Consider the following 20784-nt stretch of genomic DNA (forward strand, 5'->3'; position numbering starts at 1 on the left):
TTTTCGGGCAAATCTCCATTCATTCATTGAAGGGAAATTGTTATGAAGAAAGTACTGTATGGCATTTTTGCCATATCTGCACTTGCGGCGACGTCTGTCTATGCAGCTCCGGTCCAGGTCGGGGAAGCAGCAGGGTCGGCAGCGACGTCTGCGTCTGCGGGAAGTTCTACCGCAGCCAGCACCAGCACCGTAAGTTCAGCCGTGGGTGTCGCGCTGGCGGCAACCGGTGGCGGTGATGGCTCCAATACCGGAACCACGACCACTACGACAACCAGCACCCAGTAATACCGGGTGTTTTAATCATAACCACACTTCGGTGTGGTTATTTCGCCCCTTCGGAGAAGAGTCGTGAAGCGACCTGCAATCATTCTGATTTGCCTGCTGTTGCAGGCGTGCTCAGCCACCACCAAAGGGCTGGGACATTCACTGTGGGAAAGCCTGTTCGGCACGCCGGGCGTTCATTTGACCGATGACGAACTTCAGAACATGCCGTACGCCAGCCAGTACATGCAGCTAAACGATGGCCCGCAGCTGTTTGTGGTGCTCGCTTTCGATGAAAACGGGCAGCAGAAATGGGTGACGCAGGATCAGGCCACCATCGTCACGCAGCATGCCCGAATCGTGAAAACGCTGCTCGGCGGCGACAACTTGCTCGAGGTGAATAATCTCGCCGAAGACCCGCTCATCAAGCCAAATCAGATCGTCGACGGCGCAAGCTGGACGCGCACGATGGGCTGGACCGAGCATAAGCAGGTGCGCTACGCCACGGCCCGCTCCACCTTCCGCTGGGACGGTACGGACAACGTGAAAGTCGGCAGCGACGAAACTCAGGTGCGCGTATTGGATGAGAAGGTGACAACCGACCAGGCCACCTGGCATAACCGCTTCTGGATCGACGAGGATGGGCAGATCCGTCAGTCCTTGCAGTATCTCGGTGCCGGTTTCTTCCCGGTGAAAACCACCCTGATCAAGGCGGCGAAATCATGAAAACGCTCATCCACGCTGCGCTTCTCGCCAGCCTTGCCGCGCCGCTGGCATGGTCCGCAGGAACGGTAAAGGTCTACACGCCGGACAGTGAAAAACCCAAAACCTTAACCAACGCCGAGCATCTGCTCGATCTCGTCGGGCAGCCAAAGCTTGCCAACAGCTGGTGGCCGGGAGCGGTGATCGGCGAGCGTCAGGCGACGGTTAAGGCGGAGCAGGAACACCGTGCCCTGCTGACCCGCCTGACGAGCCTGGCGGAGCAGGAAGACGGCGACGATGCCGCGGCCATTAACAGCGTTCGCCAGCAGCTTCAGGCGCTGAAGGTGACAGGCCGCCAGAAAGTCAATCTTGATCCAGATGAAGTGCGCGTCACTGAAAAGGGCAACCCCACGCTTGAAGGGGAGTACACCCTCTGGCTTCCGGTGAAGCCGACGACGGTGACCGTGATGGGGCTTATCAGCAGCCCCGGTAAAAAGCCCTTTACGCCCGGCCGCGACGTGGCGAGCTATCTCGACGAACAAAGCCTGCTGAGCGGCGCGGATAACAGCTACGCATGGATTATTTATCCAGACGGGCATACGCAAAAAGCGCCGGTGGCGTACTGGAATAAACGCCATATCGAACCCATGCCGGGCAGCATCATTTTTGTCGGTTTTGCCGACCATTTCTGGACGAAGGCATATGACGGGCTTAACGCCGATATCCTTCACTCCCTGACACAGCGGATACCGGAAGAATGAAAAGAACCTATCTCTACAGCATGCTGGCGCTCTGCGTAAGCGCCGCCTGCCATGCAGAAACGTATCCGGCACCTATTGGCCCGTCTCAGTCAGACTTCGGCGGCGTCGGTTTACTGCAAACGCCTACCGCGCGCATGGCGCGTGAAGGGGAAATTAGCCTTAACTACCGCGATAACGACCAGTATCGCTACTATTCTGCCTCCGTACAGCTTTTCCCGTGGCTTGAAACCACGCTGCGCTACACCGACGTGCGTACGAAACAGTACAGCAGCGTCGACGCCTTCTCCGGCGATCAGACCTACAAAGATAAAGCCTTCGACGTCAAGCTGCGCCTGTGGGAAGAGAGCTACTGGATGCCGCAGGTCTCCGTGGGTGCAAAAGATATCGGCGGTACCGGCCTGTTCGACGCGGAATACATCGTGGCCAGCAAGGCCTGGGGACCGTTTGATTTTTCTCTCGGTCTTGGCTGGGGCTATCTCGGCACCAGCGGCAACGTTAAAAACCCGTTCTGTACCTACAGCGATAAATACTGCTACCGCGATAACAGCTACAAGAAAGCCGGTTCCATCAACGGCGACCAGATGTTCCACGGCCCGGCCTCGCTGTTCGGTGGTGTGGAATACCAGACGCCGTGGCAGCCGCTGCGCCTGAAGCTGGAGTACGAAGGGAACGACTACTCGCAGGACTTCGCCGGGAAGATTGAGCAGAAGAGCAAGTTTAACGTCGGCGCCATTTATCGCGTCACCGACTGGGCCGACGTTAACCTCAGCTACGAGCGCGGCAACACGGTGATGTTTGGCTTCACGCTGCGCACTAACTTTAATGACATGCGGCCGCACTACAACGATAACGCGCGGCCTGCCTACCGGCCGGAGCCGCAGGATGCGATTCTGCAGCACTCCGTGGTGGCAAACCAGCTGACGCTGTTGAAATACAACGCCGGTCTGGCCGATCCGAAAATTCAGGTGAAAGGCGATACGCTGTACGTCACCGGCGAGCAGGTGAAATACCGCGACTCGCGTGAAGGGATCGAACGCGCCAACCGGATCGTGATGAACGATCTCCCGGACGGGATCCGCACGATCCGCGTGACGGAGAACCGCCTGAATCTGCCGCAGGTCACCACCGAAACCGATGTCGCCAGCCTCAAGCGCCATCTTGAAGGCGAACCGCTCGGGCATGAAACCGAGCTGGTGCAAAAACGCGTAGAGCCGATCGTGCCGGAAACCACCGAGCAGGGCTGGTATATCGATAAATCGCGCTTTGATTTCCACATCGATCCGGTACTGAACCAGTCCGTCGGCGGGCCGGAAAACTTCTACATGTATCAGCTGGGTGCGATGGCGACGGCGGATCTGTGGGTCACCGACCACCTGCTGACCACCGGCAGCCTGTTCGGCAACATTGCGAACAACTACGACAAGTTTAACTACACGAACCCGCCGAACGACTCGAAGCTGCCGCGCGTGCGTACCCGCGTGCGTGAATACGTGCAGAACGATGTCTACGTGAATAACCTCCAGGCCAACTACTTCCAGTACTTCGGCAACGGTTTCTACGGCCAGGTTTACGGTGGCTATCTGGAAACCATGTTTGGTGGCGCGGGGGCGGAAGTGCTGTATCGTCCCGTCGACAGCAACTGGGCGTTCGGGATTGATGCCAACTACGTTAAGCAGCGTGACTGGCGCAGCGCGCAGGACATGATGAAGTTCACCGACTACAGCGTCAAAACCGGCCACCTGACCGCCTACTGGACGCCTTCGTTCGCGCAGGACGTGCTGGTGAAAGCCAGCGTCGGCCAGTATCTGGCGGGCGACAAGGGCGGCACGCTGGATATCTCCAAACACTTCGACAGCGGCGTCGTGGTGGGCGGCTACGCCACCATCACCAACGTCTCGCCGGACGAGTACGGGGAAGGGGACTTCACCAAAGGGGTTTACGTGTCGATTCCGCTGGATCTGTTCTCATCCGGTCCGACCCGCAGCCGTGCGGCAGTGGGCTGGACGCCGCTGACGCGTGACGGTGGTCAGCAGCTTGGGCGTAAGTTCCAGCTGTACGACATGACCAGCGATAAGAATATTAACTTTCGCTGATGCTTCACGCCGGGCGGCACTGCGTTTGCCCGGCCTACGGTTTTTGTAGGCCCGGTAAGCGCAGCGCCACAGGGCGAATCACAAGCGGCGCAGCAGCCTCGCCGGGTTCCCGGCATAGACACCTTTCTCGACGATCGATTTTGTCACTACGCTTCCCGCCCCAATCACCGCTCCGTCGCAAATGGAGACCGCCAGGATGGTGGCACCGCTGCCAATCGACACATCATTTCCGATGGTAATGTGGCCCCAGCTGGTCCGGTCGGCGTTCGGTTTCCCCTCACGAAACATATCGTTCGCAAACATCACGCCATGGCCAACAAAGCAACGCTTACCGATGGTCACATACTCACAGATGAAGGTGTGCGACTGAATTTTGCTGTCGTCACCGATGCGCGAATTGCCCTGAATTTCAACAAACGGGCCGACGAACACGCCGTTGCCCAGTACACAGTCGTAAAGATTAGTGGGTTCATATACGGTCACATTGTCGCCGCACGTCACGTTGCGAACCCCGGTTGGTTTACGATCCATCGGTTACCTCCCTACATAAAACATAATTAAAAAATATAGATCCCCGTCACATTTTTGCGTTATACAGGAATCTCGTCCTGGAGAATGAGGTGCTGTATGACATCCCTGACTCGCCCGCGCGTTGAGTTTATCTCAACGATACTCCAGACCGTGCTGAACCTCGGTCTGCTGAGCCTTGGCCTGATCCTGGTCGTCTTTCTCGGCAAAGAGACGGTGCATCTGGCGGATGTGCTGTTCGCCCCTGAGCAAACCAGCAAATATGCGCTGGTGGAAGGCCTGGTGGTCTACTTTCTCTACTTTGAATTTATCGCCCTGATTGTGAAGTACTTCCAGTCCGGCTTTCACTTCCCGCTGCGCTATTTTGTTTACATTGGCATCACCGCCATTGTGCGGCTGATCATTGTCGATCATAAATCCCCGCTCGACGTGCTGATCTACTCGGCGGCGATCCTGCTGCTGGTGATCACCCTTTGGCTGTGTAACTCGAAGCGGCTGAAACGCGAATAAAAAAATGGCGGCCCGGAGGCCGCCTAACAACAGTCACAAGTTGGGTCAATACAATACGTCTAAAGTTGAGGGTTGCAGTGGCATAACAGATGAAACTTAACCTTTCACGCCGCCCGCCGTCAGGCCATTCACCAGCCAGCGCTGGGCCAGCAGGAACACCACGGTAATCGGGATGGCAGACAGTACGGCCGCCGCGGCAAAGTCGCCCCACAGGTAGTTTTGCGGGTTGAGGTATTGCTGCATACCTACGGCCAGGGTGTAGCTGTTCACATCGCGCAGTAACAGTGAGGCGACCGGTACTTCGGTGATCGCCGCGATAAACGACAGGATAAACACCACCGCCAGAATCGGCACTGACAGCGGCAGCAGCACCAGACGGAACGCCTGCCACGGGGTAGCACCATCCAGCGACGCCGCCTCTTCCAGCGAGCCGTCGATGGTTTCGAAATAGCCTTTAATGGTCCACACATGCAGGGCAATACCGCCGAGATAGGCAAAGATCACGCCGCCGTGGGTATTCAGGCCGATAAACGGCACGTACTGGCCGAGACGGTCAAACAGGGCATACAGCGCCACCAGCGACAGCACCGCCGGGAACATCTGGAAAATCAGCATGCCTTTCAGCAGCGTTGCTTTGCCCGGGAAACGCATGCGGGCGAAGGCATAAGCACAGGTGGTGGAGAGCGTCACGATGCCGATCGCGGTGATGGTTGCTACCTTCACCGAGTTCCACAGCCACAGCAGTACCGGGAACGGCGGCGGGGTGACGCGGCCATCGGCGTGCTCCACGCTGAAGCCCAGCGCGAGCTTCCAGTGCTCCCAGGAGATTTCATCCGGGATCAGGCTCCCGGTCGCAAAGTTACCCGAGCGCAGGGAGATGGCGATAACCATCAGCAGCGGGAACATGATGGCCGCGATGAAAATCAGCAGGCCTAAGTGCGTCGCGAGGAGGCGCAGCTTCTGAGATTTGGGTTGTACCATTGCCATGTTCAGTGCCCTCCTTAGTCAAATTTCATACGTGTGGCTTTCAGGTTCACAATCGCCAGAGCGCCAACCAGCAGGAAGATCAGGGTGGCAATCGCCGCCGCCAGACCAAAGTCCTGGCCGCCGCCGCCTTCAAAGGCGATACGATAGGTGTAGCTTACGAGCAGGTCGGTATAGCCTGCCGGCGTGGTGGTGCCGAGACGATCCGGGCCACCGTTGGTCAACAGCTGAATCAGCACGAAGTTGTTAAAGTTAAAGGCGAAGCTGGCAATCATCAGCGGCGTCAGCGGCTTAATGAGCAGCGGCAGCGTAATTTTAAAGAAGTTCTGGAACGGACCCGCGCCGTCCATCGCCGAGGCTTCATACAGATCGTCCGGAATCGCCTTCAGCAGCCCCATGCACAGGATCATCATGTACGGATAGCCCAGCCAGGTGTTGACGATGATAATCATCGAGCGGGCGGTGGTCGGGTCGCTGAACCAGGCCGGTTTGATACCGAACAGCGCGCTCAGCATCATGTTGATTTCACCGAAGCTCTGGTTAAACAGCCCTTTGAAAATCAGAATCGAGATAAACGACGGTACGGCATACGGCAGAATCAGCAGCACGCGGTAAATCGCTTTGCCTTTCAGGGACTCCCACTGCACGAGGCAGGCCAGCACCATGCCTACGGCAACGGTCAGGATCACCGTCAGCACCGAGAAGACCACCGTCCAGACGAAGATGGCGAAGAACGGCTTCTGGATGCCTTCGTCGGTAAACACGCGGGTAAAGTTGTCCCAGCCGATGGTGACGGTATAGCCAGGGCTGAGCTTGTCATCACCCCATTTGCCATCGGCATTTACAGACTGATAAAAACCAATGTCGTTATTCGGACGGTACTTCACGCCGCTCTGGTTGTTGGTCAGCGTGCCGTCGTCCGCCAGGGTATATAGCGGCTGCGTGCCGGAGAACTGGCGCAGCGAGCTCATGGTCACTTTGCTTTCATCGGGCAGCACGGCGGTGAGCTGGGTCAGCGCCTGGCGATTCTGGGTAATGATACGCAGGTTCGCACGTTCACCCTCCGGCAGGGCCGCGGCCTCTTTTAAGACCAGCTTCTGCTCGCCGCCAAATTTGAACGCGTCGGAAAGATAGTTTTTGCCGCTCTCACCGTCAGTGAGCGCTAACTTCCACTCGTCACCTGCAGGATACAGACCGAAGTTGAAGGTTTTACCCGCCTGATAAGAGCGATCCAGAAGCACCTGAGTGGCGCGCTCCTGCGCGAGCTGATTGGTGCTGCTGTAGTTGGTGAACGCAATGGCGATGGTGCAGATCAGCGGGAACAGGACAAACAGCCCCATCCCGGCCACGCCCGGGTAGACATAGCGCCAGGCATAGGCTTTACGGTTGGCGAAAATATACAGGCCAGCAGAGCTTAAGATCAGCGTCATGATGGCGAACAGATATTCCCCTTGTACGTACATTAAAACAACAAGGTAACCCACCAGCAGACACAGCAGACTGATCGCTGACCACTTCAGCGCGTCGCTTTGCCACCAGTGCTTCTTTTTAATGACATCCATGGGGTTCTTCCTCTACAACGGTGGAAACTTTTCGTCAGGTGGCGCTGCGCTTACCTGACCTACGGATCGTGCCGTAGTCGTAGGGCGGGTAAGCGCACGCGCCACCCGCCGTTTTTCTTCTTACTTAGTAATACGACCCTGAGCATCCTTCAGCGCGGCATCGACGGTCTGGCGACCGCTTGCAGCGTTGATAACGGCGGTACGGGTGGCGTACCAGAACGCGGCCATCTGTGGGATGTTCGGCATGATTTCGCCTTTCTGAGCGTTATCCATGGTTGCCGCGATGCGTGGATCTTTTGCCAGCTGATCCTGGAAGGATTTTAGCGCCACGGCGCCCAGTGGTTTGTCCTTGTTCACTTCACCCAGACCCTGATCGGTCAGCAGGTAGTTTTCCAGGAACTCTTTCGCCAGCTCTTTGTTCGGGCTGGCGGCGTTGATGCCCGCGCTCAGCACGCCAACGAACGGTTTAGACGGCTTGCCGTTGAAGGTTGGCAGCAGGGTCACGCCGTAGTTGATTTTGCTCTTGTCGATATTGGTCCAGGCCCACGGACCGTTGATGGTCATCGCGGTTTCGCCTTTGTTGAACGCCGCTTCCGCGATGGAGTAGTCGGTATCCGCGTTCATGTGTTTGTTCTTAATCAGGTCAACCAGGAAGGTCAGGCCTTTTTTCGCGCCCGCGTTGTCCACGCCCACGTCTTTCACGTCATATTTGCCGTTTTCAAACTTGAACGCGTAGCCGCCGTCGGCAGCAATCAGCGGCCAGGTGAAGTACGGCTCTTGCAGGTTGAACATCAGGGCGGATTTACCTTTCGCCTTCATCTCTTTATCCAGTTTCGGGATCTCTTCCCAGGTTTTCGGTGGGTTTGACACCAGGTCTTTGTTGTAAATCAGAGACAGGGCTTCAACCGCAATTGGGTAGGCGATCAGCTTGCCGTTATAGCGAACGGCGTCCCAGGTGAACGGGAACAGTTTGTCCTGGAAAGCTTTGTCTGGCGTGACTTCAGCCAGCAGGCCAGACTGCGCGTAACCGCCGAAACGGTCGTGTGCCCAGAAGATGATGTCCGGGCCGTCGCCGGTTGCTGCAACCTGCGGGAATTTCTCTTCCAGTTTGTCCGGGTGCTCTACGGTGACTTTGATACCGGTGTCTTTCTCGAATTTTTTGCCCACTTCGGCCAGGCCGTTATAGCCTTTGTCGCCGTTAATCCAGATAACCAGCCTGCCTTCTTCAATTTTGGCGAGCGCTGGGGCGGAAACCATCATTGCTGCAAGGGCGGACAATGCGAAAACGCGTGCGCCAGTCTTGATATTCATATCTGCCATCCTTTTTGGTGATGTGCTCGTGGATACATAAGGTGGTTCAACGTGACTCAGTCTCCTTATTTGACATCCTCTTTCCATCCTCCCAACCCCTACGCCCCACCCCCCGTTTGTGTGATCTCCGTTGCATAAATTTAAGTTATGAGTGCTGGCGCACATAAAAACCCACCGAATTTTGCAGGCGGCTTCACGAATTTCGCCTCAGCCCCCCGGCTGCGGTCGCAGAGCCTGTTCTCTCATCCTCCCGCCTCCTCCCCCATAAAAAAGGCGGGGGGTGGAGGATTCACGAAAGTAATGGATACCCCATAGTGAACTTATCTTGAATGTTTCTGTCGGTGACAGGTTGTAACGAAGGGAGAAGGGCATGGCGAGCGTACAGCTGCGTAATGTAACGAAAGCCTGGGGCGACGTAGTGGTGTCGAAAGACATCAATCTGGACATCACTGAAGGCGAATTTGTGGTGTTTGTCGGCCCATCAGGCTGTGGTAAATCAACTCTGCTGCGTATGATTGCCGGTCTTGAAACCATCACCAGCGGCGACCTGCTGATCGGTGATACCCGAATGAACGACATCCCGCCAGCCGAACGCGGCGTAGGCATGGTGTTCCAGTCTTATGCGCTTTATCCCCATCTTTCCGTTGCCGAGAACATGTCCTTTGGCCTGAAGCTGGCCGGGGCGAAAAAAGAGGTCATTAACCAGCGTGTCACGCAGGTGGCTGAAGTGTTGCAGCTGGCGCACCTGCTGGAGCGTAAACCGAAAGCGCTTTCCGGCGGTCAGCGTCAGCGCGTGGCGATTGGCCGTACGCTGGTGGCCGAGCCGCGCGTGTTCCTGCTCGATGAACCTCTCTCTAACCTGGATGCCGCCCTGCGCGTCCAGATGCGTATTGAAATCTCCCGTCTGCACAAGCGCCTTGGCCGCACGATGATTTACGTCACCCACGATCAGGTCGAAGCGATGACCCTCGCCGACAAAATCGTGGTGCTGGACGCCGGTCGCGTGGCGCAGGTGGGCAAACCGCTGGAGCTGTATCACTACCCGGCAGACCGCTTTGTTGCGGGCTTCATTGGCTCGCCAAAGATGAACTTCCTGCCCGTCAAAGTGACGGCGACAGCCATTGAACAGGTACAGGTGGAGCTGCCAAACCGCCAGCAGGTCTGGCTGCCGGTCGACAGCGCCAACGTACAGGTCGGGGCAAATATGTCCCTCGGTATCCGTCCTGAGCATCTACTGCCAAGCCACATTGCGGATGTGACGCTGGAAGGTGAAGTTCAGGTCGTCGAACAGCTTGGTCACGAAACACAGATTCATATCCAGATCCCCGCCATCCGTCAGAACCTGGTCTACCGCCAGAATGACGTGGTGTTGGTAGAAGAGGGTGCCACATTCGCTATCGGCTTGCCGCCAGAGCGTTGCCATCTGTTCCGTGAGGATGGCACCGCATGTCGTCGGCTGCACAAAGAGCCAGGCGTTTAAGCAATCCCAAAAGAAGACACGAAACCGACAGGTGAAGTGTTCAAAGAAAAGCAATGATCTCAGGAGATAGAATGATGATTACTCTGCGCAAACTTCCTCTGGCAGTTGCCGTCGCAGCGGGCGTAATGTCTGCTCAGGCGCTGGCCGTGGATTTCCATGGTTATGCTCGTTCCGGTATCGGCTGGACGGGTAGTGGCGGCGAACAACAGTGCTTCCAGGCAACCGGTGCCCAAAGTAAATACCGTCTTGGTAACGAATGTGAAACCTATGCGGAACTGAAGCTGGGCCAGGAAGTGTGGAAAGAAGGCGACAAGAGCTTCTACTTCGACACCAACGTAGCGTACTCCGTGGCGCAGCAGAACGACTGGGAAGCCACTGACCCGGCGTTCCGTGAAGCTAACGTGCAGGGTAAAAACCTGATCGAATGGCTGCCAGGTTCCACCATCTGGGCCGGTAAGCGCTTCTATCAGCGTCATGACGTACACATGATCGACTTCTACTACTGGGATATCTCTGGTCCTGGTGCGGGTCTGGAAAACATCGATGTCGGTTTTGGTAAGCTCTCTCTGGCAGCAACCCGTTCTTCCGAAGCAGGCGGTTCATCCTCTTTCGCCAGCAATAGTATTTATGATTACACCACTCGTACAGCGAACGATGTCTTTGACGTGCGCCTGGCACAGATGGAAATCAACCCAGGTGGCACTCTGGAACTGGGTGTTGATTACGGTCGTGCTAACCCGCGTGATGATTATCGCCTGGTTGATGGTGCTTCAAAAGATGGTTGGATGTTCACCGCTGAGCACACCCAGAGCATGCTGAAGGGCTATAACAAGTTTGTGGTTCAGTATGCCACTGACTCAATGACGTCTCAGGGTAAAGGCTTGTCTCAAGGTTCTGGTGTAGGCATCGATTCTAACTCGGGTTATGCCTACGACATTAACAACAACGGTAGCCTGCTGCGTATTCTCGACCACGGTGCAATCTCTCTGGGCGATCGCTGGGACCTGATGTATGTCGGTATGTACCAGGACATCGACTGGGATAACAACAACGGGACCAAGTGGTGGACCGTGGGTGTACGTCCGATGTTCAAATGGACGCCTATCATGAGCACCTTGCTGGAAGTGGGTTACGACAACGTGAAATCACAAAGCGCTGACGAAACCAACAACCAGTACAAAATCACCCTGGCACAACAGTGGCAGGCAGGCGACAGCATTTGGTCTCGCCCGGCAATCCGTGTATTCGCAACCTACGCCAAGTGGGATGAGAAGTGGGGTTATGACTACAACGGTAACCCATCTAACAACGCTAACTACGGTAAAGCGTTCAAAGATGGTTTCAATGGAAGCTCCTTCGGTCGTGGCGACAACGACGAGTGGTCCTTCGGCGCCCAGATGGAAATCTGGTGGTAATCCCGTCTTAACCTGACGTAATGACCAAACTGAGGGGCGCAAGCCCCTCAATCCTTGGGACGGCGCGCTATTGCCTGGCTACCGCTGAACCTGTGCATTTTGAGGTGATAACAATGAAAATGAACAAAACTCTCCTTGCCCTTTGTTTATCCGCAGGGCTGCTGGCAAGCGCGCCTGCCGTAACGCTCGCTAACGTCAACTTCGTTCCGCAAAACACAACATCTGCACCAGCTATTCCGACAGCGGCACTGCAACAGCTTGTCTGGACGCCTGTCGATCAGTCTAAAACCCAGACCACCCAGCTCTCAACGGGCGGCCAGTCGCTTAATGTTCCGGGTATTACCGGCCCGGTTGCTGCGTATAGCGTACCCGCCAATATCGGTGAACTGGCCATTACCCTGACCAGTGAAGTCAACAAGCAGACGAGCGTATTTGCGCCTAACGTGCTGATTCTCGATCAGAACATGACGCCATCAGCCTTTTTCCCAAGCGAATACTTTACCTACCAGGAGCCTGGCGTGATGAGCGCCGATCGTCTGGAAGGCGTCATGCGCCTGACCCCTGCGCTGGGCCAGCAAAAACTCTACGTGCTGGTCTTTACCACCGAGCAGGATCTCCAGAAGACCACCACGCTGCTCGATCCGGCTAAAGCCTACGCAAAAGGCACCGGTAACGCGATTCCTGATATTCCGGACCCTATTGCTCGTCACGTCACCGACGGAACGTTAAAGCTGAAGGTGAAAACGAACAGCGGTTCCAGCGTGCTGGTCGGCCCGCTGTTTGGCTCCTCCGGTAACGGCCCTGTGACCGTGGGCAATACCGCAGCACCTGCTTACACCGCGCCTGCTGCCACGGCAGCCGCACCGGTCGCCGCAGCAGCGCCAGCCCCGGCGAAGAAAGCCGAGCCCGTACTGAACGACACCGAAGAGTACTTCAACAACGCCATTAAGCAGGCGGTGAAGCGCGGCGATGTCGATAAAGCGCTGAAACTGCTTGATGAAGCCGAACGTTTAGGTTCAACCACTGCCCGTTCCACCTTTATCAGCAGTGTAAAAGGCAAGGGGTAACTGTTCCCCACAGTGCTGATTTGTTAGTAGTTTAGTGCGCCTGAGTGGGCGCACTTTTTTTCGTATTCGCCAGGCTGTTGCGCCCATGTTGCGATAGTGATCGTTAAATAACGTTTGGCCCCCCCTCATTGCCCGTTTCTGCGATACAATGCCATTACGTTATGTATCGGAGAGTCTGGCATGTCACACCCCGCGCTAACGCAACTGCGTGCGCTGCGCTATTTCGACCAAATACCTGCGCTTGATCCGCAGCAGCTGGACTGGTTGCTGCTGGAAGATTCCATGACAAAACGTTTTGAGCAACAGGGTAAAACGGTCACGGTAACCCTGATACAGGAAGGATTTGTCTCCGGCGATGAGATCGTCAGCGAGCTGCCGCTGTTGCCGCAAGAGGAACGCTACTGGCTGCGTGAAATTTTGCTCTGTGCCGATGGCGAACCCTGGCTTGCCGGGCGGACGGTGGTGCCCGAATCTACCCTATCCGGGCCTGAGCTGGCGCTGCAGCGGCTGGGGAAAACGCCGCTGGGACGTTATCTTTTCACCTCATCTGAGCTGACCAGGGATTTCATTGAAATTGGGCGTGATGCCGAACTGTGGGGGCGCCGTTCCCGCCTTCGCCTGAGCGGTAAGCCGTTAATCCTGACGGAGCTATTTTTACCGGCATCACCGTTGTACTAAGAGGAAGAAAAAATGGAGTGGACCCTGACGCAGAATAAGCTGTTGGCGTATCACCGCTTAATGCGTACCGATAAACCCATTGGCGCGTTGCTGCTGCTGTGGCCGACCTTATGGGCGCTGTGGGTGGCCACGCCGGGCATGCCGCCGCTGTGGATCCTGGGCGTATTCGTTGCCGGCGTCTGGCTGATGCGCGCGGCGGGCTGCGTGGTGAATGACTATGCCGATCGTAAATTTGACGGCCACGTAAAGCGCACTGCCAACCGCCCGCTACCCAGCGGCCAGGTGACCGGGAAAGAAGCGCGCGTACTGTTCATCGTTCTGGTGCTGCTCTCTTTCCTGCTGGTATTAACCCTGAACACCATGACGATTCTGCTGTCCGTCGCGGCGCTTGCTCTGGCCTGGGTTTATCCCTTTATGAAGCGCTACACCCATCTGCCTCAGGTGGTGCTGGGGGCGGCGTTTGGCTGGTCGATTCCGATGGCGTTTGCGGCAGTTAGTGAGTCCTTACCGCTTAGCTGCTGGCTGATGTTCCTGGCGAACATCCTCTGGGCCGTGGCGTATGACACGCAATATGCGATGGTTGACCGCGACGATGACCTGAAAATTGGCATTAAATCCACCGCCATTCTCTTTGGACGCCAGGACAAACTCATCATTGGCATTCTGCAGGTTGCGGTACTGGCGCTGATGGTCGCGATTGCGCGCCTGAACGGACTGAACTGGGAATTTTACTGGTCGATACTGGTAGCAGGGCTGCTGTTTGCCTACCAGCAGAAGCTGATTGCAAAACGCGAACGCGAAGCCTGCTTTAAAGCGTTTATGAACAATAACTATGTCGGTCTGGTGCTGTTTTTAGGCCTGGTCATGAGCTATTTTTCCTGATTGACGCGCGGTCATGCCCCGCCGGGTATGGCCGCGTCGTTACCCGGCATTACCGCCCTCACAAATTTAAACCATCGTTTCATAAATTCGCGCTTTTGTGAGGCGCTTCACCTACGCTTCTCCCGGGCTAGTCTATTTTCTAAGCGTAAAAAAATAAAACACTGTTTTAACGCTGACATCGCTACCCTGGAGCTGACTCAATGAATACGACCCTCAAGCCGTTACTGGCCGCGCTGTGCCTGTCTGCTTTTGCCTGCACCGTTTCTGCCCAAACCATCAAAGCCGCCGATGTGCATCCTGAAGGCTACCCGAACGTGGTCGCGGTTCAGCACATGGGTGAAAAACTCAAACAACAAACCGACGGCAAGCTGGAGATTAAGGTCTTCCCCGGCGGCGTGCTGGGGGATGAAAAGCAGATGATTGAGCAGGCGCAGATGGGGGCGATTGACATGATCCGCGTCTCCATGGCGCCGGTTGCCGCCATCCTGCCGGATATCGAAGTCTTCACCCTGCCGTACGTTTTCCGCGATGAGGATCATATGCATAAAGTGATCGACGGGGATATCGGCAAGCAGATCGGCGACAAGCTGACCGCGAACCCGAAATCCCGCCTGGTGTTCCTCGGCTGGATGGATTCCGGCACCCGCAACCTGATCACCAAAGAGCCGATCGTCAAACCTGAAGATCTGAAAGGGAAGAAAATCCGCGTGCAGGGCAGCCCGGTGGCACTCGCCACGCTGAAGGACATGGGGGCGAACTCGGTGGCGATGGGCGTTAGCGAGGTTTACAGCGGCATGCAGACCGGCGTGATCGACGGCGCGGAGAATAACCCGCCCACCTTTATCGCCCACAACTACATGCCGGTTGCTAAAAACTACACCCTCAGCGGCCACTTTATCACCCCGGAAATGCTGCTCTATTCAAAAGTGAAATGGGACAAGCTGAGCGCTGATGAACAGCAAAAAATCCTGACCCTGGCCCGTGAAGCGCAGTTCGAACAGCGCAAGCTGTGGAATGCGTATAACGACCAGGCGCTGGCGAAAATGAAGGCGGGCGGCGTGCAGTTCCACGATATCGATAAGACGGTATTCATCAAGGCCACAGAGCCGGTGCGCGCCCAGTATGGCGACAAGCATCAGGATCTGATGAAAGCCATCGCTGACGTCCAGTAATACGGAGCACGTATGTCCGAACTCTACCTGAAGTGGATGGACCGTCTGTACCTGCTCGCCATGGCGGTGGCGGGTGTCTCGCTGCTGGTGATGACGATTGTCATCCCCATCGGCATCTTTTCACGCTACGTGCTCAACCGCGGCGAATCCTGGCCGGAGCCCGTCGCCATTATCTGCATGGTAACGTTCACCTTCATCGGCGCGGCGGTGAGCTACCGCGCCGGGTCGCACATTGCGGTCAATATGCTCACCGACCGTCTGCCCGCGTCGCTGCAAAAGCTGTGTGTACGTGTGGTTGATCTGCTGATGCTGCTGATTTCCGGTCTGATGTGCTGGTACAGCTACTGGCTGTGCGTCGAGCTGTGGGAGCAGCCGGTGGCGGAGTTCCCGATCCTGACTTCCGGCGAAAGCTACCTGCCGCTGCCGATCGGGTCGGCGATTTTGATTCTGTTCGTGCTTGAACGCCTGCTGTTTGGCGCGCAGGAAAACCGTCCGGTCGTGCTGATCGGCAATCACAGTTAAGGGGTGAACAATGGATGCTTTTGTTTTGTTATTCACCCTCGCCATTTTGCTGGCGCTGGGGATGCCGGTGGCCTTCGCCGTGGGGCTGAGCGCCGTGGCAGGTGCGCTGTGGATTGATTTACCGCTGGAGGCGCTGATGATCCAGATCACCAGTGGGGTGAACAAATTTACCCTGCTGGCGATCCCGTTCTTCATCCTTGCCGGAGCGATCATGGCGGAAGGGGGCATTGCCCGACGGCTGGTTAACTTCGCCTATGTGTTTGTCGGCTTTATCCGCGGCGGGCTGTCGCTGGTGAACATCGTCGCCTCGACGTTCTTCGGCGCGATTTCTGGCTCGTCGGTGGCGGATACAGCGTCCATCGGCAGCGTGATGATCCCGGAGATGGAGAAGAAGGGCTATCCGCGCGAATACGCGGCGGCGGTCACGGCGAGCGGGTCGGTGCAGGCGATTCTGATCCCGCCCAGCCACAACTCGGTGATTTATTCCCTGGCGGCGGGGGGAACGGTCTCCATCGCCACGCTGTTTATCGCCGGCGTGCTGCCGGGGCTGCTGCTGGGGCTGTGCCTGATGATCCTCTGTCTCGGATTCGCCCACAAGCGCGGTTACCCGAAGGGTGAGAAAATCCCGTTTAAGCAGGCGGTGAAGATTTTACTTGATGCCCTGTGGGGGCTGATGACGGTGGTGATTATCCTCGGCGGGATCTTGTCCGGGATATTTACGGCGACGGAATCCGCCGCCGTGGCCTGCCTGTGGGCATTCTTCGTCACCATGTTTATCTACCGCGACTACAAATGGAGCGAACTGCCGAAGCTGATGTGCCGCACGGTGAAAACCGTCACCATCGTGATGATTTTAATCGGCTTTGCCGCGGCGTTTGGCGCGGTGATGACCTACATGCAGCTGCCGATGCGCATCACCGAGTTCTTCACGTCGCTCTCTGATAATAAGTACGTGATCCTGATGTATCTCAACATCATGCTGCTGCTGATCGGCACGCTGATGGACATGGCGCCGATCATTCTGATCCTGACGCCGGTGCTGCTGCCGGTGACCAACTCTTTGGGGATCGACCCGGTGCACTTCGGGATGATCATGATGGTTAACCTGGGGATCGGGCTGATCACCCCGCCGGTCGGGTCGGTGCTGTTTGTGGCGAGCGCGGTGAGCAAGCAGAAGATTGAAACCGTGGTACGGGCGATGCTGCCGTTTTACGGTATGTTGCTGGTGGTGCTGGGGATGGTGACGTACATCCCGGCTATATCATTGTGGCTGCCGAGGATGTTGGGGATGCAGTAACGCCGTTTTTTGCCGGGTGGCGGCTGCGCCTTACCCGGCCTACGGTTCAGAGTTGTTATTGGCCCGGTAAGGCGCAGCCGCCACCGGGCGTTTTTATTTCCGCCGTAATAATCTCAACGCGTTCGCCGTGACCAGCACCGTCGCCCCGGTGTCCGCCAGCACCGCCAGCCACAGTCCGGTCATGCCGAGGAGCGTGGTGACGAGAAATATCCCCTTCAGACCCAGCGCAATGCCGATGTTCTGGCGAATATTGGCGCGCGTCGCCCGCGCAAGAGCGATCATCTGCGCCAGCCCGGTCAGACGGTTATGCGTCAGCGCCGCATCCGCCGTCTCCAGCGCTACGTCGGTGCCGCTGCCCATCGCAATACCGAGGGTGGCGGCCTTCATCGCCGGGGCATCGTTAATTCCGTCACCGACCATCGCCAGCGGCGCGCGGCTGTTCAGTTCGGTTACCGCGCTGACCTTGTCCGCAGGCAGTAATCCGGCCTTAAACGCCAGCCCAAGCTCGCCAGCAATCGCGGCCGCCGCGCGCGGGTTATCGCCGGTGAGGATCACGCCCTGTACGCCCAACTGATGCAGCGCCGCCACGGCGTCTTTGGCGTCATCGCGCAGAGTGTCGCGTAGTGCCAGCATGCCCTTCGACACGCCGTCCTGCATCACGGCAACGACCGTCTGCCCGGCCTGCTCTAACGCCTCAACCTGTGGATGAGAGAACGCGCCCGCCGCAACAATCAGCACTTTTTTGCCGTCGACGACGGCCTCAATCCCTGACCCGACCAGCGCCCGTTGGGCGGTTGCCGAAGGGATAGCCAGCCCGCGTCTCTGCGCTTCACGCACTATCGCCTGCGCCAGCGGGTGAGTGGAGCCCTGCTCAACGGCGGCGGCTATTATCAGCAGTTCGTCTTCACTGATGCCCTGCGGATAGATGCCGGTGACCTGCGGCTTGCCAACCGTCAGCGTGCCGGTTTTATCGAAGGCGATGTGCTGAACCTGGCTCAGCTGTTCCAGCGCCGCGCCGCCCTTAATCAGCGCCCCGCGACGTGCCGCCGCCGCCAGCCCCGAGGTAATCGCCGCGGGCGTAGAGATCACCAGCGCGCACGGGCAGCCGATCAGCAGCAGGGTCAGCCCTTTATAAATCCAGCCCTCCCACGGCGCGCCGAAGAACAGCGGTGGAATAACGGTAACCAGCAGAGCGACCAGCATAATGGCGGGGGTGTAAATCCGGCTGAAGCGGTCAATAAAGCGTTCGACCGGCGCGCGGCGCTCCTCGGCCTCTTCAATCAGCTTCAGGATACGGTCAATGGCGCTGTCGCCCGGCTCGGACAGGACTTTGAGCTGCACCAGGCGGTCGACGCTGGTGGCACCGGCAGGGACTTTTTCGCCTGCCGCACGCTCCACCGGAATGGATTCCCCGGTCAGGGCGCTTTCGTCAAAGCTCGCGGTGGCAGTAACGAGAGCCCCATCGGCAGGCAGACGCCCGCCCGCGGCGACTTCAATCACGTCGCCCGGTCGCAGCGTGTTGATGGCGACCGTTTCACGTTTGCCTTCATTGACCCGCGTGGCGGTTTCTGGCTTCAGCGCCATCAGCGCGCTCACCCCTTTGCGTGCCCGGCTCGCTGCCCAGCCCTCAAGCCGTTCGCCGATCAGGAACAGCAGCAGCACCATCGCCGCTTCCGCCGTCGCGCCAATGAACAGCGCGCCGATGGCCGCCACGCTCATCAGCGTTTCGATGGCAAACCAGCTTCCGCTCCGCATCAGGCGTAGCGCCTGTCGGGCAATGGGGAACAGGCCGACCAGTGTGGTGGCGATAAACGCCAGGTTGCCGAACGGGTGGTTAACCTGTTCCAGCCCCCAGCTCAGGGCCATCATGATGATGAGGGTAATAAGCGGCAGGTTTTCTTTTAGCGGAGAGGTTTTTTCGGCAGGTGCCGTTTCGCTGCGCAGGGTATAGCCCGCCTTGCTGACAGCGGCTTCAACCTGCTTGCTGACGTCTTTTTCGGCGCTGACCAGTAGCTTTTCGGTGGCGAACAGGACCTGAACGTGGTTCACGCCCGGTACCTGCCTCACCGCGTTTTCAACTTTGCGGGCGCAGGCCGCGCAGTCCATGCCGTTGACGATCCAGCTGTAGCGGTTACCGTTTTCAGGCAGCGTGTCGACCTGCGTTTCGCACGCGCCCTCGCAGCAGCAGTCGTCTTTCGGCGGAACCGGGCTGAGCTTAAGCGCCGAGAATTGTGGGACTTTTTTGGGAATTTCTGGAGTCGACATGGCAGTCTCCGGTAATGATAATTTTCTCATTAACCGCAGCATACACTCTGGAGTCGACTCCAGAGTCAAGCGTTATTTAGATATACAATGAACGCACGATCAGGAAGTGCCCGGCAAAGTAGCAGGCGGACGAAATCGCGTTATCCGCGCGGAAGCGGCGGCGATAGTGGCTGCCCAGCCAGACGATATTGCCGATTAACAGCAGCGCCGCGCCGAAGAACGCGGACATCGCCTGAGATGTCGGGCGGAAGAACCACAGTTCACCGGCCAGCCACACCATCACCAGCGTCATGGCGATAAACGTGCATACCGGCAGACGCATCTCTTCCAGACGCGACCAGATCACCGCAATCAGCAGCGCGCCAATCACCAGCAGCACCAGCGGCAGCGGCCAGAAGAAGGAGAGCGTCATCTGGCTGGCAAAGTAGATGGTATACAGCAGATGGGAGAGGAAAAATGCCCCCACGGCATACAGCAGGCGCTGACGCGGCAGCAGGGTTAAGGCATCACCAATCAGGGAGGCACACAGCCCGGCGAGCACCAGATAGCTGATGGCGTTAAACATCGGAGCCTGCCAGGCGAGCAGCAGAAGCAACAGCAGCGTGACGGGTTTAAACAACCAGCGCTGCCAGGCTGGACCGCGATAGGACGCATCGACATAAAGCCATGCGGAAAAACAGACAGCGATAAATGACCAAAGCATATTAACTCCCTGTAACTGTTGAGGCTGAATAATCAGTTTCTGATCCAGTGTAGTGACGCGAGCGGGCGTTTGGCAATGCCGGGGCAGGCGAGGTATCCTGAATTCCGCATAATCTGATGGGATGTTTCAATGAGCAAGATGCCGCTGTTTTTCATTATCGTGGTGGCGATTATCGTCATTGCCGCCTCGTTTCGCTTCGTGCAGCAGCGCCGCGAAAAGGCGGACAACGACGCCGCGCCGCTGATGCAAAAGCGCGTAGTGGTGGCGAACAAACGCGAGAAACCGCTTAATGACCGCCGCTCTCGCCAGCAGCAGGTGACGCCTGCGGGCACCGGCATGCGCTATGAAGCCAGCTTTAAGCCGGAAACCGGTGGTCTGGAGATGACCTTCCGCCTGGAGGCGCAGCAGTACCATCAGCTGACGGTGGGAGAGAAAGGCACGCTGAGCTATAAAGGGTCGCGTTTTGTAGGTTTTAGGGCTGAATAATGCGCGATCGGTCCCCTCTCCCCGTGGGTGTACAGTCCGGGGACATGGTAGACAGGTGTTCGGGGACATGGTGAACACTTTTTAACATCCTTTACCCATGGTGAT

At 57.3% G+C, this 20784-nt stretch carries 20 protein-coding genes; 14 read left to right on the forward strand and 6 right to left on the reverse strand.

Annotated elements, in window-relative coordinates:
- Positions 1 to 42: 42 nt before the first annotated feature.
- From yjbE to IM291_RS21375, 4 genes are all read left to right on the forward strand, one after another.
- Entirely contained in the window at positions 43 to 285 is a 243-nt protein-coding gene (gene yjbE, locus IM291_RS21360) for an exopolysaccharide production protein YjbE (protein ID WP_013095034.1), read from the forward strand.
- Between the two features lie 63 nt (positions 286 to 348).
- On the forward strand, positions 349 to 987 hold the full coding sequence (locus IM291_RS21365; RefSeq protein ID WP_028015124.1) for a YjbF family lipoprotein: 639 nt from the start codon (positions 349 to 351) through the stop codon (positions 985 to 987).
- The gene (locus tag IM291_RS21370) at positions 984 to 1724 is read left to right on the forward strand and encodes a capsule biosynthesis GfcC D2 domain-containing protein (RefSeq protein ID WP_048998331.1); all 741 of its coding nucleotides are present in this window, start codon (positions 984 to 986) and stop codon (positions 1722 to 1724) included. Before IM291_RS21365 ends, IM291_RS21370 begins: the two co-directional genes overlap by 4 nt.
- Positions 1721 to 3817, forward strand: coding sequence for a YjbH domain-containing protein (locus IM291_RS21375; protein ID WP_047366842.1), 2097 nt, complete (start codon positions 1721 to 1723; stop codon positions 3815 to 3817). Before IM291_RS21370 ends, IM291_RS21375 begins: the two co-directional genes overlap by 4 nt.
- Before the next feature lie 78 nt (positions 3818 to 3895).
- Here the strand turns inward: IM291_RS21375 and IM291_RS21380 are convergent, their stop codons facing one another.
- The gene (locus IM291_RS21380; RefSeq protein WP_028015127.1) at positions 3896 to 4348 is read right to left on the reverse strand and encodes an acyltransferase; all 453 of its coding nucleotides are present in this window, start codon (positions 4346 to 4348) and stop codon (positions 3896 to 3898) included.
- A gap of 96 nt (positions 4349 to 4444) precedes the next feature.
- Here IM291_RS21380 and psiE point away from each other — a divergent pair, with 96 nt between their 5' ends.
- Complete coding sequence (psiE, locus tag IM291_RS21385) at positions 4445 to 4855, forward strand: phosphate-starvation-inducible protein PsiE (RefSeq protein WP_000202963.1); 411 nt, start codon at positions 4445 to 4447, stop codon at positions 4853 to 4855.
- 96 nt (positions 4856 to 4951) lie between these two features.
- Here psiE and malG read toward each other — a convergent pair whose 3' ends face one another.
- From malG to malE, 3 genes are all read right to left on the reverse strand, one after another.
- Positions 4952 to 5842 carry a maltose ABC transporter permease MalG gene (gene malG / locus IM291_RS21390; RefSeq protein ID WP_006810496.1) on the reverse strand — a complete coding sequence of 297 codons (891 nt, stop codon included), beginning with the start codon at positions 5840 to 5842 and terminating at the stop codon, positions 4952 to 4954.
- Positions 5843 to 5856: 14 nt separating this feature from the next.
- Positions 5857 to 7401, reverse strand: coding sequence for a maltose ABC transporter permease MalF (gene malF, locus IM291_RS21395; RefSeq protein WP_192987609.1), 1545 nt, complete (start codon positions 7399 to 7401; stop codon positions 5857 to 5859).
- Positions 7402 to 7521: 120 nt separating this feature from the next.
- Positions 7522 to 8712 carry a maltose/maltodextrin ABC transporter substrate-binding protein MalE gene (malE, locus tag IM291_RS21400; RefSeq protein ID WP_192987611.1) on the reverse strand — a complete coding sequence of 397 codons (1191 nt, stop codon included), beginning with the start codon at positions 8710 to 8712 and terminating at the stop codon, positions 7522 to 7524.
- Positions 8713 to 9082: 370 nt separating this feature from the next.
- Here malE and malK point away from each other — a divergent pair, with 370 nt between their 5' ends.
- From malK to IM291_RS21440, 8 genes are all read left to right on the forward strand, one after another.
- Positions 9083 to 10192, forward strand: coding sequence for a maltose/maltodextrin ABC transporter ATP-binding protein MalK (gene malK / locus IM291_RS21405; RefSeq protein ID WP_028015130.1), 1110 nt, complete (start codon positions 9083 to 9085; stop codon positions 10190 to 10192).
- Positions 10193 to 10263: 71 nt separating this feature from the next.
- The gene (locus IM291_RS21410) at positions 10264 to 11607 is read left to right on the forward strand and encodes a maltoporin (protein WP_028015131.1); all 1344 of its coding nucleotides are present in this window, start codon (positions 10264 to 10266) and stop codon (positions 11605 to 11607) included.
- Positions 11608 to 11720: 113 nt separating this feature from the next.
- Positions 11721 to 12674: a maltose operon protein MalM gene (gene malM, locus IM291_RS21415; protein ID WP_045631390.1), complete on the forward strand. Its 954-nt coding sequence runs from the start codon at positions 11721 to 11723 to the stop codon at positions 12672 to 12674.
- Between the two features lie 180 nt (positions 12675 to 12854).
- Positions 12855 to 13352, forward strand: a complete 498-nt coding sequence (gene ubiC, locus IM291_RS21420) for a chorismate lyase (protein ID WP_192987612.1) — start codon at positions 12855 to 12857, stop codon at positions 13350 to 13352.
- A gap of 12 nt (positions 13353 to 13364) precedes the next feature.
- Positions 13365 to 14234, forward strand: a complete 870-nt coding sequence (gene ubiA / locus IM291_RS21425) for a 4-hydroxybenzoate octaprenyltransferase (RefSeq protein WP_028015133.1) — start codon at positions 13365 to 13367, stop codon at positions 14232 to 14234.
- Between the two features lie 200 nt (positions 14235 to 14434).
- Positions 14435 to 15406 (forward strand): TRAP transporter substrate-binding protein, encoded by a 972-nt coding sequence (locus IM291_RS21430; protein WP_028015134.1) that lies wholly within the window; start codon positions 14435 to 14437, stop codon positions 15404 to 15406.
- Between the two features lie 12 nt (positions 15407 to 15418).
- The gene (locus tag IM291_RS21435) at positions 15419 to 15928 is read left to right on the forward strand and encodes a TRAP transporter small permease (RefSeq protein ID WP_045260961.1); all 510 of its coding nucleotides are present in this window, start codon (positions 15419 to 15421) and stop codon (positions 15926 to 15928) included.
- Positions 15929 to 15938: 10 nt separating this feature from the next.
- Positions 15939 to 17225 carry a TRAP transporter large permease gene (locus IM291_RS21440; RefSeq protein WP_028015136.1) on the forward strand — a complete coding sequence of 429 codons (1287 nt, stop codon included), beginning with the start codon at positions 15939 to 15941 and terminating at the stop codon, positions 17223 to 17225.
- 93 nt (positions 17226 to 17318) lie between these two features.
- On the opposite strand, the gene zntA is transcribed toward IM291_RS21440, so the two are convergent.
- Positions 17319 to 19490 (reverse strand): Zn(II)/Cd(II)/Pb(II) translocating P-type ATPase ZntA, encoded by a 2172-nt coding sequence (gene zntA, locus IM291_RS21445; protein ID WP_192987614.1) that lies wholly within the window; start codon positions 19488 to 19490, stop codon positions 17319 to 17321.
- Positions 19491 to 19566: 76 nt separating this feature from the next.
- Complete coding sequence (locus IM291_RS21450; RefSeq protein WP_028015138.1) at positions 19567 to 20193, reverse strand: lysoplasmalogenase; 627 nt, start codon at positions 20191 to 20193, stop codon at positions 19567 to 19569.
- A 129-nt stretch (positions 20194 to 20322) separates the two neighbouring features.
- Here IM291_RS21450 and IM291_RS21455 point away from each other — a divergent pair, with 129 nt between their 5' ends.
- Positions 20323 to 20679, forward strand: coding sequence for a DUF2500 domain-containing protein (locus tag IM291_RS21455; RefSeq protein ID WP_028015139.1), 357 nt, complete (start codon positions 20323 to 20325; stop codon positions 20677 to 20679).
- The last annotated feature ends 105 nt before the right edge of the window (positions 20680 to 20784 follow it).

The organism is Enterobacter cloacae complex sp. P27C (assembly GCF_014895705.1).
GTDB lineage: Bacteria > Pseudomonadota > Gammaproteobacteria > Enterobacterales > Enterobacteriaceae > Enterobacter > Enterobacter bugandensis.

Excerpts from the sequence above, each read along its gene's own strand:
- yjbE (WP_013095034.1), top strand. The coding sequence starts at position 43 with ATGAAGAAAGTACTGTATGGCATTTTTGCCATATCTGCACTTGCGGCG.
- IM291_RS21370 (WP_048998331.1), top strand. The coding sequence starts at position 984 with ATGAAAACGCTCATCCACGCTGCGCTTCTCGCCAGCCTTGCCGCGCCG.
- IM291_RS21375 (WP_047366842.1), top strand. The coding sequence starts at position 1,721 with ATGAAAAGAACCTATCTCTACAGCATGCTGGCGCTCTGCGTAAGCGCC.
- IM291_RS21380 (WP_028015127.1), bottom strand. The coding sequence starts at position 4,348 with ATGGATCGTAAACCAACCGGGGTTCGCAACGTGACGTGCGGCGACAAT.
- psiE (WP_000202963.1), top strand. The coding sequence starts at position 4,445 with ATGACATCCCTGACTCGCCCGCGCGTTGAGTTTATCTCAACGATACTC.
- malG (WP_006810496.1), bottom strand. The coding sequence starts at position 5,842 with ATGGCAATGGTACAACCCAAATCTCAGAAGCTGCGCCTCCTCGCGACG.
- malF (WP_192987609.1), bottom strand. The coding sequence starts at position 7,401 with ATGGATGTCATTAAAAAGAAGCACTGGTGGCAAAGCGACGCGCTGAAG.
- malE (WP_192987611.1), bottom strand. The coding sequence starts at position 8,712 with ATGAATATCAAGACTGGCGCACGCGTTTTCGCATTGTCCGCCCTTGCA.
- malK (WP_028015130.1), top strand. The coding sequence starts at position 9,083 with ATGGCGAGCGTACAGCTGCGTAATGTAACGAAAGCCTGGGGCGACGTA.
- IM291_RS21410 (WP_028015131.1), top strand. The coding sequence starts at position 10,264 with ATGATGATTACTCTGCGCAAACTTCCTCTGGCAGTTGCCGTCGCAGCG.
- malM (WP_045631390.1), top strand. The coding sequence starts at position 11,721 with ATGAAAATGAACAAAACTCTCCTTGCCCTTTGTTTATCCGCAGGGCTG.
- ubiC (WP_192987612.1), top strand. The coding sequence starts at position 12,855 with ATGTCACACCCCGCGCTAACGCAACTGCGTGCGCTGCGCTATTTCGAC.
- ubiA (WP_028015133.1), top strand. The coding sequence starts at position 13,365 with ATGGAGTGGACCCTGACGCAGAATAAGCTGTTGGCGTATCACCGCTTA.
- IM291_RS21430 (WP_028015134.1), top strand. The coding sequence starts at position 14,435 with ATGAATACGACCCTCAAGCCGTTACTGGCCGCGCTGTGCCTGTCTGCT.
- IM291_RS21435 (WP_045260961.1), top strand. The coding sequence starts at position 15,419 with ATGTCCGAACTCTACCTGAAGTGGATGGACCGTCTGTACCTGCTCGCC.
- IM291_RS21440 (WP_028015136.1), top strand. The coding sequence starts at position 15,939 with ATGGATGCTTTTGTTTTGTTATTCACCCTCGCCATTTTGCTGGCGCTG.
- zntA (WP_192987614.1), bottom strand. The coding sequence starts at position 19,490 with ATGTCGACTCCAGAAATTCCCAAAAAAGTCCCACAATTCTCGGCGCTT.
- IM291_RS21450 (WP_028015138.1), bottom strand. The coding sequence starts at position 20,193 with ATGCTTTGGTCATTTATCGCTGTCTGTTTTTCCGCATGGCTTTATGTC.
- IM291_RS21455 (WP_028015139.1), top strand. The coding sequence starts at position 20,323 with ATGAGCAAGATGCCGCTGTTTTTCATTATCGTGGTGGCGATTATCGTC.